The sequence below is a fragment of the Candidatus Sphingomonas phytovorans genome (assembly GCA_029202385.1).
Taxonomy (GTDB): domain Bacteria; phylum Pseudomonadota; class Alphaproteobacteria; order Sphingomonadales; family Sphingomonadaceae; genus Sphingomonas; species Sphingomonas phytovorans.
Genome location: CP119314.1, coordinates 2000756 through 2014868, shown reverse-complemented (window position 1 = coordinate 2014868; position 14113 = coordinate 2000756). Strand labels below are relative to the sequence as shown.

Sequence of the window (14113 nt, the reverse complement as noted above, 5' to 3'; positions counted from 1 at the left end):
TCGTGATGAGCAACAATGCAGTTTCTTCTCCCGTGCGTTTGAGCCGCCCCGATCTGCTGCGCGCGGATGCATTTCTGGGTGGTCGCTGGACTGGCGGGGAGCGACGTTTTGCCGTCACCAACCCGGCGAACGGCGCGCAACTGGCGGAAGTGGCCGATATGGGCCTCGCCGAAACGCGCGCGGCGATAGAGCAGGCGGCCGCCGCTATGCCGGCGTGGGCGGCGACCACCGCAAAGGCGCGCGCGGTAATCCTGCGGCGCTGGTTCGAACTGATGATGGCGCATCAGGAGGATCTCGCGATCCTGATGACCGCCGAACAGGGTAAGCCAATCGCCGAAAGTCGAGGCGAGATCGCTTATGCCGCGTCTTTCCTCGAATGGTTCGCCGAGGAGGGCAAGCGCGCTTATGGCGATATCATTCCCACGCACAATGCCGATCAGCGCCTCCTGGTGCTGAAGCAGCCCGTTGGGGTGGTCGCGGCGATCACGCCATGGAATTTCCCGGCGGCGATGATCACGCGGAAGGTCGCGCCCGCGCTGGCGGCGGGCTGTGCCATCGTCGTCAAACCCGCCGAGCAGACGCCGCTGTCGGCGCTGGCGCTTGCGGTGCTGGCGGAGGAAGCGGGGCTGCCTGCCGGGTTGCTGAGCATTCTTCCCACCACCGATGCGCGGACGATGGGCGGCGAGATGACTGCCAGCCCGGTGGTCCGCAAACTCTCGTTCACGGGGTCGACCGAGGTCGGCAAGCTCTTGTTCCGGCAATCCGCCGATACGGTGAAGAAACTCGGTCTGGAACTGGGCGGGAACGCGCCCTTCATCGTCTTCGACGACGCCGATCTGGATCAGGCGGTAGCGGGCGCGATGGCGTCGAAATACCGCAATGCCGGACAGACCTGCGTCTGTGCCAACCGTCTATATGTGCAGGCGGGAATTCACGATGCTTTCGTCGCGCGACTGGCCGGTGCCGTGCGCGCGCTGAAGGTCGGTGATGGGGCAGCCACGGGCACGGACATCGGGCCACTGATCGATGCGGCGGCGCTCGCCAAGATCGAGCGCCACATCGCCGACGCGGTCGGCAAGGGGGCGGCCATTGTCTGTGGCGGCGGGCGTTCGGCGCTCGGCGGCACTTTCTTCGAGCCGACGTTGCTGACCGGCGTCACCGCGGCGATGGCCGTGTCGCAGGAGGAGACGTTCGGGCCGCTTGCTCCGGTGTTCCGGTTCGAGGACGAGGGCGACGTCATCGCGCAGGCCAACAATACCCGCTTCGGTCTCGCGGCGTATTTCTACGCGCGGGATCTGGGGCGTGTGTGGCGTGTGGCGGAAGCGCTTGAATATGGCATGGTCGGCATCAACACCGGCATCATCTCGACTGAGGTTGCGCCCTTTGGCGGGGTGAAGGAATCGGGTACCGGCCGGGAAGGTTCTCGCTACGGAATTGAGGATTATCTGGAGATAAAATATCTCTGCCTTGGCGGGCTGACCTCGTAGCGACGCGAGGCAGCGGAACGGTCCGCACGAACATCTTGAAGGCGTGTCATGGGGGCCGCAGCACCTAACCGCTAAAGGAGTGCTGCGGACATGGCGAGCAGGCTGAATGGCCCCTTGAAGCGGTGCTCCACTTGGTCAGGGCATATCATCTCCACGGGGTGTTCATTGCGACTGTCTTGAACAGAAATATGTCCTGGGCTCGCGGTGCGCGACGAAGGCTTTCAGGGCGAGCGGGTCGTCGGTCTGGATCGTATCGACGCCATCGTCGATCATGCGCCCCCAGACCGCGCTCGGTTCCCGAAGGGCGTCGCGATCATGCAGCGCTTCGGTTCCGTTGAGGCTGTTCACCCAGAATCGCGCACAACGTTCGCGAATTAACGGCGCAAATCCGGCGATCGCTTCGGGGTGAGCGATATCTATTTCATATCCCACGGGGGTGAAGCCGGAGAAACTGTCGAGAAGCCGCTTTCCCGCCGGCAACAGTTGATCCTCGTCGATAATCGGCTGGAAACGAACGGTCTTCAACCAGGGGGACGTCACGTGAAGCCTGTCGGCGGGGTCATATTGCTTGAACAGAACCTGACGGCGATCACCATATTTGTCGATGAATGGCGGGATCGTGTCGTTCAGGTCGGTTTTAGCGTCCACGTTGATGAGAATGCGACCCTTGGCCGCTGCCAGGGCATCCGCGAATGTCGGAATCCGACGATCGGTCAACGGGCTGCCACGTCCCGCACCTTCGCGTAGCCGCAGCGTTTGCAGATAAGTCCAGTCGAGATTCTCGACCTGGCCTGTGCCATCAGTCATTCGATCAACGGTCGCATCGTGCATGAGCACTAGCACGCCATCCCTGGTTCTGCGAACGTCCAGTTCGACCATGTCGATTCCGAAAGCGATGCAGGATTCTATGGCATCGAGACTGTTCTCGGACGTTCCTTTCCAACAGCCGCGATGGGCGACTATCATGACCGAACCATCCGGCCCTTCCAGCCGACGCTCGAGCAGGGCCGCGCGGTCGCCGTGGCCGGCCGATGCGGACTCCTGCGCGAACAGGGCCAGCGTCAGGCAGGCCAACGTCTTTGCAAATCGAGTGTTCATGTCAGATCCTGCAATTGGGGAAGAATGCCGTCGGCGTCAGCGCCGGCCCGGCGTCCAGCCAAGGCTGAGCCAGATGGTCCGTGGAACCGAGTAGCTGTCCTTGAGGAGGTTGCGATTGGGGCCGGTCACGCTCGTCGTTCTTGCCTGGGTGAGGTTGCTGGCCTCGGCGACGATCGAAAAACCGTTTCCAAAGGCGTACCGCGCCTGCAGGTCGAACTGCTCGCGCGGCGCCCAGTAGACATCCTGCCAATAGGTGTTCGGCACGATGCTCCTGAGCGCGCGGCCGGTCCAGTTGTAGGCGCCGCGTAGTTCAAAACCGGCATTGCTGTAGAATACCGAAAGATTGCGGATCTCGCTCGGCTGGCCGAGCAGGCTCGATACGGAACGCGTAGCGCCGCTCGCCGTCGGCACTTTCAGCTTGCCGTCCAGGATGCTCCAGTTCGCGTTGAAGCCGAAATTGGCAAGGATGGGCGAGAGGAATTCGAGTGAGTTCATCACGGCGCTCAATTCGAAGCCGCGAATTCGGGCTGTGCTGGCGTTCGCGGGTGCCACCACGCTGGCATTCACATAATGCACGCCGCCATAGGTGTAGCCCACTGAACGGGCGTCATAGATTTCGTCCCGGATCGCCTTGTTGAACAGGCCCAGTGAAACCATGCCGCCATATTGATTGGAGACGCTCCATTCGAAACTCAGATCATAATTGTCGGATCGGCGCGGTCGAATGTCGGGATTTCCGAGCTGCACGGATACGTCCTCGGCATTCGGATTGCCGGCATCGCCGGGATTCTCGAACCGGATCGTCGAGCGCGCGGCATATGATTCATAGCTCGGCCTGCCGATCGTCTGGCTGAAACCCGCTCGCACGCGCAGTTTCGGGGTCAGATCGTAGCTCAGCAGCGCCGAAGGAAGCAGCAATCTATAGTTCGACGATGTGGCCTTCTGGCGCCACTCGTCGTTCACGTTGATCCAGCCCAGCGTCCTGATATCGGTTCGCTCGAGCCTGAGGCCGCCGAGGAGCTTCAACGGGCCGGAGGTGTAGTTGGCCAGAACATGGCCCCCGATCTGCTTTTCGGTATGGTCGAAATCCTCGTCGATATTGCCGCCTTCGTCATCCTCCAGCGAAATCGAGCTTCGATTGGCGGCGAACTGCGCCCAGGCACGCGCATTGTCGACGGCGATGAGCCGCAGCCCGCTGCGATTGAACGATAGCCGTGCCGGGCTCATCGAGCCGATGCCGGACAATGTCAGGTTACGATCCGTCGTGGTGTAATCCTCTCCAGACCAGTCATGATATGCGAGCGTTTTGGTATAGGAGATGCCGGCGCCGAGGCCGAAGCCGGGTTCGTCCAGGCGATGGGACCAGTCAGCGCGGATGCTGCTGACCCTGCCACCTGCCTTGCGTTCATAATTCCGCCAGTACACCGGCTTGTAGAGCGAAAGATTGTAATAGGCGTCCGGATTCAGGTTGAAGCTGTGATGAAATTTCGAGGTGTCATAGTCGAACGAAAATTGCGGGATGGCGACCGTGCTTCCCGACGGGCTGACGCCGCCATTGTATTTGACCATGTCGTGCGGTTCCCGTGAACTGGCTTTTGACAAGCCGCCTCGAACGGAGATCTGGTCCACACTGCTGGCCCACCATTCCAGCCCGCCCTGGAAAATCTGCGTTTCGCTGATGGTTCGGCCGGTGCGGTATCCGATTTCAACCGATGCCGATGCGTAACGACCGGAAGTGGGCGTCTGATTGGTGATCGGCCCGTTGCGACCGTTGATGACGATCTCGTTGCGGTCATATCCGTCGATGAACTTGTAGATGCCGCCGACGCCGTAGAGCGAGATCTGGCCGAGTTGCGCCTCCAGACGGCCGGTGACGCTCCAGCGTTCACGATCGCTTTGGTTGTACCAGGATTTGTCCTGCTGCGGCACCGCGATGCCGTTTCCGAACATGCCGTTGGTTACACGCTGGCCAGCATCATTGTAGAAGTTGTAATGCGTGGAATCGGAAGTCGCATGCACTTCCGTATAATTCTGCAATCGCTGATAATTGCCGGACAGGACAACGCCGAACTTTCGATCCGGACCAAAAGTCGTGCTTGCGGTCGCGGAGAAGCGGCGGCCGAAATCCTCCTGCGGCTGCGGCAGTCCCTTCTGGCTGCTGTTGGCCAGCCCCGCGTCGACGGTGAGAAACGGGCGGCCGTGACCGTCAAAGGCACTGCGCATCCGCAGATCGACCGCGCCGCCGACCGCATTTGGATCGAGATCCGGCGTGAACGTCTTGATGACGACGATCTGCTTGACGAGCGAGGTCGGCAAGATGTCCAGCCGCACACCGCGACCTGGGTTGCCGCTGCCCGAATTGGGTATTCCGGGCGATGCGATCGGCAGGCCGTTTATGGTGACGTTGTTGTAGGATTGATTCAGCCCGCGCAGCACCGGCGCGATCGCCTCGTCACGCGGATGCTCATTGTCCGCGACCGGCAGCACCGATACGCCCGGAATGCGGCGCATGGCATTGACGATCGTCAGATCGGGCAGGCGCTGCGCTTCGTCCGATGAGATTGCGTCCACGATATTCCGTTCGCGACGCTTGATCGCGATGGCATCCTGATTTGCCCCGCGTTGCCCAGTGACCGTGATCTCTTCACTTTCGGGCTCCGCCGGCGAGACCGTGGCAACGGCCGGAGTGGCAGCGCGACGCGGCGCGCTGACGGCCGGGCGCGGGAGCGAGACGATGATGAAACCGCCATTGCGCTGCCGGTAGGTGAGGCCCGTTCCGTCGAGCAATTTCGCCAGGCCGTCCGACGCATTGAATCGCCCGCTGACACCGCGCGTCGCACGATTGCGCAGCAACGCCGGGTCCGCCATCACGTCGATGGCGGCGGCGCGGGAGAAAGCGGTCATCGCTGGAGCCAGCGAGCCCGGTGAAATCGCGAAATCCACCTCCCGCGCCATTGCGGGGGTGGCGATCGCGGCAACGGACACAGCAACGCTGGACAACAGGATAGTACGAAACGGCATGAATTCCCCCGGCCTTGAAACGGACGGCGACAGCGGCCGTCACGGATCATGACGATGGGAATTGCGAAATCTGACGGCGGCCATGCATCGAGCGATGAAAAATTCGCTCAGCGCTCCGACAGAACATATTCCGCATTGGTGTCGTGAACCTGAAAGCCGTGCAGGCTGGCCAGATTGTCCAGTTGCTCCGCTGGACGGGTCAGGCGAACGCGGCCCGTTACGCGCTTGGCCGCCAATGCCTCGTCGGCGATGCGGATCGGCTTTGCCGCCCACCGCTGCAACTGCGCGACCAGGCGGGAGAGCGGCATATCTTCCACCTCGATCCAGCCTTCCCGCCATGCCGCGATCTGGCCCCGATCGGTCGCTCGCACTCTTGAAATCCGGTCGTCGATCAGCGCCGTGGCGAAGCCGGCCTGCAACACGACGCCGCTATCCAGCGCATCGCGCTGACCAAAACGCACCGAGCCTTGTTCGACGGCAAGATCAGTTCGTTTCCCCTCCAGGCCGATGTCGAACCTTGTGCCGAGAACCGTCGCGCGTGCCTCACCTGCCGTGACGGAGAAGGGACGCGTGCTGTCATGTTGAACGATGAAGAACGCCTCGCCCCGGGCGAGCGTCACTTCGCGTCGATCCGATCCCAGCTTCACGCGAATTTTGCTTTCGCCGCTGAGAACCGCCTGCGAGCCATCTTCCAGCGCAATTGTGCGCATCTCTCCGGCTCGCGTGGCGAACTCCTGCGCAGGTGTCAGCGCGAACCGGATGCCGGGGGTGAACCATGCGAGTAGCAACGCCGCCGCGACCGCGCCTGCAAGGCTGGTGCCGAGCGCAATTTTCCTGTCGGCTTTGTGAGGGAGCGCGTCGGATCGTCCCTTGTCCTGCCGTTCGAGCGCATCGGTGACCGCATCGTCCATGCAGGTGGCCCAGAGCGCATCGAACCGGGCGCGTCGATCGGGTGCGCCGGCCAGCCACGCGCTGAAGGCAGTGGCGTCGATCATGCCGTCGAGATGGCGACCGACCCACAGCGCCGCGGCCTCGTCCTCCATGTCGTCCAGCGCCCGATTCATGCGGCATCCTCCTGCCGCGCAATTTCCTTCATCTCCCGGTGAAGCACAAGAACGGCACGGGCGACATGCGTGTCTACAGCCGCAGGAGTGGTGCCGAGCGCGGCGGCGACCTCCTTGGCCGATTGGCCGTGCAACCGCCGGCGGAGGAATATTTCGCGGCGCAGCGGCGTCATTTCGGCGAGGATATCCTCCACCAATCCGACCCGTTCGCGATGCAGGAGCGCGGTATCGACGGGGGGCTCTTCCGCGGCGATCTCGAATTCTGCGGGAAGGGGCTCTTCGGCGCGCCTCGCGCGTAAACGGACATGGTCGCGGATCAGATTGCCGGCGACGACGCGGACCATCGCGCCGATATTGGCGATCTTGCCCTGGTAGCGAAACAGGCGGAGCAGGCTGTCCTGCACGATATCCTCAGCCGCGTCATGATCACGCAATTGCCGATAGATCTGGCGATACGCTTCCGCGCGCAGCTGTCGATATCCCGCATCGTCCATGTGCAAGCGCTTTCGCCTTCCGGTTCAGCGCGGGCCTTTAGGAAGGTGTCATGACGTATGTGTTTCATTTTGCGCGATCGTTTTGCCCGGACCGCGCCGAGAGGTCGGGATCGATCGTTATTGCATCGCCGCGGCCTTGGCCCGTGGCCTGACGTTCACACGCCCAGCGCCGGGGCCCATTCATATATGCGAGATGTCTCAGACGAGGGCGATCTGCGCCCGATCGCCGGCAACCAAAAGCGAGATGTTGTCGCCATAGTGCAACCTCGGCCAATCAGCCTCGGCGACGATCACGATAGGAATGTCGATCGCATAGAGCTCTGTGGCGACCAGCGGGCCGATCACCAGGATAGGATCGTGCTGGAGCATGACGATCGCCAGCGGTGCCGGCACTGACCGCGCCAGCTCGACCAGGGCGCTGGAAGATGAAGAGGATCCGTGCGGGCGCCGAGCATCGAATTGACGAAGACGATCGCGCTGATGGTCGGGCGTCATATCGCATCGGTGCCGACGCTGGTGCCTATCGCCTGATCCTGCGACAGAGCGGCGGTTATTTCGGATCGACCCCGCGCCGCCGGGTCGGCGTGAAGTTGGGGATCGGGCTGGATCTGATCGTCAACGAACCCGACTATATACCCGGTGCTTATATCAACGAACTGCAGTCCTTCGTCGAGATCGGCTTCACCAGGAGCAAGGCGCTGGTCATTGCTCCAGGGCAGCGCAAGCGACCGAACACTCGAATGGCGCACGGATCGTTCACCGGAAGGCGCGAGAGATGGTTGCTCAATCGGCGCGGATGGGCGCAACATGCTCGTCCGGTGGCCACCCGAATCAAACAGGATCGGATGGAGGCCGGGATTTCGCGCCGGGCGACATCGAAGGGGAGACGGCAATTGGATCGATACAGGCTCGACATCACCGGACTTTCCGATGCCGATGCGGTGCAGCTGGCCGGGCTGCTGGGGGTGGAATCGAGCGTGGCTCCGATTGAGCAGGCAACGACGCGGACGACTGGGGAGCTGGTGTCGGCAGCCTTCATCCTCGGTGTGCTGAACGCGCTGCCCGCGCTTACCGCGCCCATCACCGACTTCCTGAGCAAGCTGCGCGAGCAGAAGTACATCAAGTTCAAATTCTCGCTCGATGGAGGCGAGACCTTTGTCGAAGGATCGGGCACCGCCGAGAATATCGAGACTCTCGCCAGGACGATGAAGCAGCTCCAGGCAAAACCGTGAAGAGCCTGGTCGGCGTGTTGCGTCGGAGCCTCGGATTGCGAACCCGCGATCCCGGGGATCTGTCGCAGCCCGGCGTGCCCGATCCTGATGCGCATGGGCCGGACCAATCGCCGGGGGAGCAAATCGGCGCTCTCGGTGCATTCCTGTTGGCCGAGCTGGACCGCCAGCGCCGGGTCGCCTCCGAGCACATAGCTGACCCCTATTGGACTGACGGCAGCACGGGTCACAATGTCGGCGAGGACGAGATGCAGGCGGTGCGGTTTCTCGAGGCGATCGATCTTGCGCCTGGACCCGACGAGGCCGAAGTGCCGGCCGGTTACGCAGCCCGGCTATGGCGTTCGCTCAACGCCTCCCGGTCTCGCTTTCGGTCGATCGAACCCGATCCGGATGGCTATGGCCTGGGGACGTTTGGCGAAGTGATCGCGGCGCTGGAGAAGCTGTGCAACGTCATGGGTATCGACCTTCCGGAGGAGAAGGAGGCATCGCGAGTGCCGGATGCTGACTGGTATGAGCTGGATCGGCAGATGCAGGATGCGAAATTCCACGCTCAGACGCTCGTCCGGGATGGCAATCTCTTCCTCCTGATGGACCAGATCCAGGTCGCGATCTTCCTGACCCTGATCAGAATCCATCGTGAGCGGGACACGCTGTCCGATGCGGAGATCGCCTATTATTCCAAGGAGCTTTACGATCTGCGATCGATGGCGCTGCTGGGGATAAGCTCGATCCCCAGAATCCTTCTCGGCTATTTCTATCGCTACGTGGCGGGGCTTTCGAATGCGGTCAGCATCTTGCGGACCACGCCCGATCCCGATCTTCTCGAAGAGGTCGATCGCTTACCCTATACCAATTTCGGGTTCGATTTCGAAGCGGGTAAGAGAGCGATCACCGAGCAGGGCGCGGGAACCTCGGTCTATCGCTATACCGAGGATACGCCGCACGCCTATATCCTGAACGGCCTGAACTATCTGGAAGCGGTCGCGACGTCCTCCGAACTGGCCTTGCTCGACCTGGTTTTCCGCGATCCGGCAGAGGCATTGCTCGGCGCGGGGTCTGCTATCCTCTACCATTATCTCGAGGCGCAGCCCTTGTCCGAGGATGCCCGTCAGCAATCCGGCGAGAGTGTGCTGTTCTGTCTGGCGGTCCGACCCCGTAGTGACGGTACGCTTGATGTCCAGGGATGGAATTGCGGGCCAGCCGGCGCAATCTATGGCGATATTCATCAACTCGCCCTGATGGCCGCTTTCGATGCTGCGGTAACCCGGGGCGAGGCTGGCCATGAGGCGGCCAACCAGCTCTTCGGGCTCTCGCAGCGCCTGCGGCCCGAAGGAGAGCAGGAGCCGCGCGATGGCGAGCAGATCGTCATCATCGCGGAAGGACCGACCGCTTTGTTTCCGTTCGCGGCGCTTGGGCTGCGCGACGGTACGCGCCTGGCGGAACGTTCCGCCATCGTGATGCCGCTGAACGCGACCGGCAGGCCCTTTGCCGACGATCGCGGCGGCAGCTTCGCCTCGGCCGTGGTGATCAGCGTCGGGCAACAGGCCCCGGACGGCAGCACGGCAGCGCTGCCGGACGCCGCTGGCGAAGGGGAGGCGATCGCCCAGCTCTGGAACTGCGCGCATCTGCGGGACGATGCGGCCGACCCGGTGACGGCGTCTCGCATGCTCGAGCAACATGCGCTGGTGCACATCGCGACTCATGGCCTTGTCCGCGGAACCCTGCGCCACCTCGACCGCGCGCTTGCCGCGAAGGATCCGGTTACCTTCCTCAACGAGGCGGAGGCGGCCATGAACGCGGCGGCGATGATAGTGGGCGGGCGTGCGACCGATGGATCGCCCCAAATGCTGTCCGGGCAGGATATCCGGCAGCTCGACCTGAGCGGCACCAGGCTCGTCTTTCTCTCGCTGTGCGGGGGCGCGTCAGCCCGTGCGGTCGGCGGGGAGGCGGCGTTCGGGCTTGCCCAGAGCCTGGTCCGGGCTGGCGCGGCGATGGTCGTGGCAACGATCTATCCCGTCGCCGATGCGATCGCGCGAGAGGTCGCGACGCGGTTCCATTGGCAGCTTGCGACCGGTGTGTCGCCGGCCGAAGCGTTGCGCCGGACCCAACTGGCCATGGCCGCTGAGGGCTATGGCTGGCATAGCTGGGGCGGGTATCAGCTCCTGGTATGACTCATGCTGTGATGCCCGATGCCCAGGCCCATGTCCGTCGTTGCGCCGATTCGACGTCGAACTCGATGACCATGGCGATAAGGGCAAGCCAGCCGATGGCGGTTTGGCTAAACCAGGCTTCGAAGCTTGTAACAAAGAACAAAAATTCCTGAGGAGGGGCGGTGATGATCCAGGATACGAATTGTCCGACTGGCGCATCGGTAGAAATTTCCGAGCCGATGATCGTCGAACCATCTTCGGATCGCTTCGGACTACGGCACGTGCGGAAACGGCTGATTGTCGGGAGCCTCTTGCTGACCGCCAGTGCCTTGAGCTTCCTGCCTCAGGTCCGGGCAGGAAGCCCCGCGCCGGTTTACGACGTCATCATCAGGAATGGTGAGCTGTTCGACGGCAGCGGGGCCAAGTCACGCGTTGCGGACATCGCCGTCCACGGTGACCGCATCGTCGCAATCGCCGATCACATATCGGGGCCGGCGAAAGTCGAGATCGATGCACGGGGCAAAGCCGTGGCACCAGGCTTCATCAACATGCTGGCGCACCCGGAGGAAAGTCTCATCGCCGACGGCCGGGCGCTGTCCGATCTGAGGCAGGGCGTCACGCTGGAAGTTCTCGGCGAGGATTCAATGGGGCCGGTGAACGCGCGCATGAAGGCGCTGATGCCAGCCCGGCAAGGCGATATAAAATACCCTATCAACTGGAATACGCTCAGCGAATATCTCGATATGCTCGAGCACAAGGGCATTGCTCCCAACGTTGCTTCTTTCGTGGGGGCCGGGACGATCCGGAATTACGTGCTTGGCGAAGGGGACGTCCAGCCGACGCCCGAGCAGGTTTCGGGCATGCAGCAACTCGTGCGCGAACAGATGGAGGGCGGGGCGCTCGGACTGAGCGACGCTCTGATCTATTCTCCGAATACCTATGCGAAAACGCCGGAATTGATCGCGCTGGCCAAGGTCTCCGCACAATGCGGCGGCATGTACATCGCCCATATTCGAAGCGAGGGTGATCGTCTCGAACAGGCCGTTCAGGAGACCTTCGATATCGCCAGGGCGTCCGGTGCACCGGCCGAGATTTACCATTTCAAACAGGCCGGCCGCGACAATTGGAGCAAGTTCGACACCGTGGTCCGGATGATCGAAGCCGAACGGGCAAAGGGTGTCCGCATTACGGCTGACATGTACACCTACACCGCCGGCGCGACCGGCTTCGATGCCGCGATGCCGTCCTGGGTGCAATCCGGCGGCCTTGAAGATTGGATCACGCGTCTCAAGGACCCCGCGATCCGAGCCCGGGTCGCTTCCGAAATGCGGAATCCCCATCCCGGCACCTGGGAGAATTTGTACGCGGGAGCCGGCGCCGAGGGGACACTCTTGCTGGCATTCAAAAACCCTGCGCTGAAACCGCTGGCGGGCAAGACCCTTGCTGAGGTCGCCAGGATGCGCGGCAAGAGCCCTGAAGAGACTGCCATGGATCTCGTCGTCGAAGACGGCACCCGTGTCGGAGTCGCATATTTCCTGATGAGCGAAGAAAATGTGCAACGGGCGATCGCACTGCCATGGATGAGCTTCGGCTCGGACGAGGCGGCTCCCGCACCCGAAGGCGTGTTCCTGCTCGCGCATAATCATCCCCGTGCCTATGGGAATTTCGCGCGGTTGCTTGGACATTATGTCCGCGAGAAACGGGTCATTTCGCTGACCGAGGCGATCCGTCGACTGACGAGCCTTCCAGCTGACAACCTGTCCCTCAAGGACCGGGGGCGCCTGAAGAAGGGCTATTTTGCCGACATCGTGGTGTTCGATCCCAAAACGATCAGCGATCACGCGACCTTCGCCGACGCGGCGCAACTCGCGACTGGCGTCGATGACGTGCTCGTCAACGGCGCGTTCGCGCTCAGGAATGGAAAGCCGACCGGCGGCGCAACGGGGCGGGTGGTTCGCGGCCGGGCCTGGACAGGTGCACCCGGAGGCGGCTGTCGGAAATCGCCTTCGGAGTGGACCTGGTCGAAGTAAAATTCGACCCGGGACGGTTCCTCTCCTGATCCAGCAAGGGAAATTGCCTCCCCAATACGAACTGTCGCCCGTCGCACCGCGGTGGTGCGAGCGAGTGAGAGCTCAGCTGTTAGACGGCTGCCAGCCCAGGCCAAGCGCCTTCTGCAAGGCTATATAGTCGTTCGACAGCTCGGCCGTTCCTGCCGCCAGATTCTGTTCTGCCGAGGCCCGTTGGCGCTCGGCGTCGAGCACGTCGATCAGCGTCGCGGTGCCGGCATGATAACGCTGCTGCATCAGGGTTGCCGCCCGCTCCGCTGATGCCTTGACCTGGGCCAGGGCGACCAGCGTCTGGCGCTGGTGGCCGAACCGGGTCAAGGCGTCCTCGGCGTCCTTGAGTGCGCCCAACACCGCCTGGCGATAGCGCGCCTCTGCCTCATCACGAACGCCTTTCGCCTGATCGACCTGCGCCGCGTTCCGTCCGAAATCGAGGAAATTCCACTGGATCTGCGGCATCACCAGGGCGCTGATGTCGTTGAGGTTGGCAAGGTCGCCCGGCTTGGTGCCGCCGATGCCGATCAGGCCCATGAAGCTGACCTTGGGAAAGCGCGCCGCTTCGGCCACGCCGATCTTGGCGGTGGCCGAAGCGAGCTGGCGCTCGGCCGCGCGGATATCCGGGCGGCGCTGGAGCAGGTCGGCCGGGTCGCCCACCGCGACGCTGGCCGGGGGCAGGGGGAGCGGATTTGGCTGCTTGACCAGATCGTCGAGCGCGCCCGGCCGCTGCCCGGCCAGCACGGCGAGCGCGTTCATATAGGCCTCGGCATCGGCTTCCATCGGCGCGATCTGGGCCTGGGTCGCGCGGAACTGCCCCTCGAGCCGCTCGACATCGAGCGCGGAGGCCACGCCACGCCCCTGGCGCTGCCGCGTAAGATCGAGCATCTGGCGCTGCAGGTCGGCGGTGCGGCTTACCATCGCAAGCCGCGCCTGCGTATCGCGCAGCGCGATATAGGATTGTGCGACGTCGGCGGTCAGCTGGACCTGCGCGTCGGCGACGTTCGCTTCGGCGGCCTGCAACGTTGCGCCCGCCGCTTGCGTCGATCGCCGCTGTCCACCGAACAGATCGATCTCCCAGCTCGCGTCGAACCCGGCATTGTAGAAGTCGAGCGAGGTGCTGTTGCCACTGCTGCTGTTTTCGCCGCCGAGATCGACGCCGGGTAGCTGCGCATGAACATAGGAGGCGCTCGCCGACCCGTTGGGCAACAGCTTCGCGCGTTCCTGCCGCAGCGTGCCGCGGGCCTGACGCACGCGCGCCACCATGATCGCGGCATTCGGATTGTCGGCCAGGGCGCGCTCCTCGATCGCGTCGAGGGTCGGATCGCCCAGCGACTCCCACCAGCGCGCCAGCGTTGGCGCTGCCGGGGTCACTGCCGTGCTGCCGCGCGCGAACGTGCCGGAAGGGGCGTTCGCGGCGCCGACCTTGGGCGGCCCGGCATAATTCGGACGGACGGTGCAGGCGCTGACCAGCGCGATCAGGGGGAGAAGGGCAGGATACCGCATGATCACC

Annotated in this window: 10 protein-coding genes; 4 read left to right on the top strand and 6 right to left on the bottom strand. The window is 63.2% G+C overall.

Features of this window, described 5'->3' with window-relative positions; genetic code table 11:
- The first annotated feature begins 5 nt into the window (after positions 1 to 5).
- Complete coding sequence (locus tag P0Y59_09305) at positions 6 to 1487, top strand: NAD-dependent succinate-semialdehyde dehydrogenase (GenBank protein WEK01852.1); 1482 nt, start codon at positions 6 to 8, stop codon at positions 1485 to 1487.
- 162 nt (positions 1488 to 1649) lie between these two features.
- On the opposite strand, the gene P0Y59_09300 is transcribed toward P0Y59_09305, so the two are convergent.
- The 5 genes from P0Y59_09300 to P0Y59_09280 form a co-directional block, all read right to left on the bottom strand.
- Positions 1650 to 2585: a glycerophosphodiester phosphodiesterase family protein gene (locus P0Y59_09300; protein ID WEK01851.1), complete on the bottom strand. Its 936-nt coding sequence runs from the start codon at positions 2583 to 2585 to the stop codon at positions 1650 to 1652.
- Positions 2586 to 2621: 36 nt separating this feature from the next.
- Entirely contained in the window at positions 2622 to 5606 is a 2985-nt protein-coding gene (locus P0Y59_09295; GenBank protein ID WEK01850.1) for a TonB-dependent receptor, read from the bottom strand.
- A 107-nt stretch (positions 5607 to 5713) separates the two neighbouring features.
- On the bottom strand, positions 5714 to 6670 hold the full coding sequence (locus P0Y59_09290) for a FecR domain-containing protein (protein WEK01849.1): 957 nt from the start codon (positions 6668 to 6670) through the stop codon (positions 5714 to 5716).
- On the bottom strand, positions 6667 to 7164 hold the full coding sequence (locus tag P0Y59_09285) for a sigma-70 family RNA polymerase sigma factor (GenBank protein WEK01848.1): 498 nt from the start codon (positions 7162 to 7164) through the stop codon (positions 6667 to 6669). The genes P0Y59_09290 and P0Y59_09285 overlap by 4 nt, the downstream gene beginning before the upstream one ends.
- Before the next feature lie 198 nt (positions 7165 to 7362).
- Positions 7363 to 7557 carry a hypothetical protein gene (locus P0Y59_09280; protein WEK01847.1) on the bottom strand — a complete coding sequence of 65 codons (195 nt, stop codon included), beginning with the start codon at positions 7555 to 7557 and terminating at the stop codon, positions 7363 to 7365.
- A 32-nt stretch (positions 7558 to 7589) separates the two neighbouring features.
- On the opposite strand from P0Y59_09280, the gene P0Y59_09275 reads away from it, so the two are divergent.
- The 3 genes from P0Y59_09275 (at position 7590) to P0Y59_09265 (ending at position 12573) form a co-directional block, all read left to right on the top strand.
- Positions 7590 to 8396, top strand: a complete 807-nt coding sequence (locus P0Y59_09275; GenBank protein WEK01846.1) for a hypothetical protein — start codon at positions 7590 to 7592, stop codon at positions 8394 to 8396.
- Positions 8397 to 8542: 146 nt separating this feature from the next.
- Entirely contained in the window at positions 8543 to 10564 is a 2022-nt protein-coding gene (locus P0Y59_09270; protein WEK01845.1) for a CHAT domain-containing protein, read from the top strand.
- A gap of 164 nt (positions 10565 to 10728) precedes the next feature.
- On the top strand, positions 10729 to 12573 hold the full coding sequence (locus tag P0Y59_09265) for a D-aminoacylase (GenBank protein WEK01844.1): 1845 nt from the start codon (positions 10729 to 10731) through the stop codon (positions 12571 to 12573).
- 102 nt (positions 12574 to 12675) lie between these two features.
- Here P0Y59_09265 and P0Y59_09260 read toward each other — a convergent pair whose 3' ends face one another.
- Positions 12676 to 14106 carry an efflux transporter outer membrane subunit gene (locus tag P0Y59_09260; protein ID WEK01843.1) on the bottom strand — a complete coding sequence of 477 codons (1431 nt, stop codon included), beginning with the start codon at positions 14104 to 14106 and terminating at the stop codon, positions 12676 to 12678.
- Positions 14107 to 14113 lie beyond the last annotated feature (7 nt).

Coding starts and splice junctions, on each gene's coding strand:
- P0Y59_09305 (WEK01852.1), top strand. CDS start 6: ATGAGCAACAATGCAGTTTCTTCTCCCGTGCGTTTGAGCCGCCCCGAT.
- P0Y59_09300 (WEK01851.1), bottom strand. CDS start 2,585: ATGAACACTCGATTTGCAAAGACGTTGGCCTGCCTGACGCTGGCCCTG.
- P0Y59_09295 (WEK01850.1), bottom strand. CDS start 5,606: ATGCCGTTTCGTACTATCCTGTTGTCCAGCGTTGCTGTGTCCGTTGCC.
- P0Y59_09290 (WEK01849.1), bottom strand. CDS start 6,670: ATGAATCGGGCGCTGGACGACATGGAGGACGAGGCCGCGGCGCTGTGG.
- P0Y59_09285 (WEK01848.1), bottom strand. CDS start 7,164: ATGGACGATGCGGGATATCGACAGCTGCGCGCGGAAGCGTATCGCCAG.
- P0Y59_09275 (WEK01846.1), top strand. CDS start 7,590: ATGAAGAGGATCCGTGCGGGCGCCGAGCATCGAATTGACGAAGACGAT.
- P0Y59_09265 (WEK01844.1), top strand. CDS start 10,729: ATGATCCAGGATACGAATTGTCCGACTGGCGCATCGGTAGAAATTTCC.
- P0Y59_09260 (WEK01843.1), bottom strand. CDS start 14,106: ATGCGGTATCCTGCCCTTCTCCCCCTGATCGCGCTGGTCAGCGCCTGC.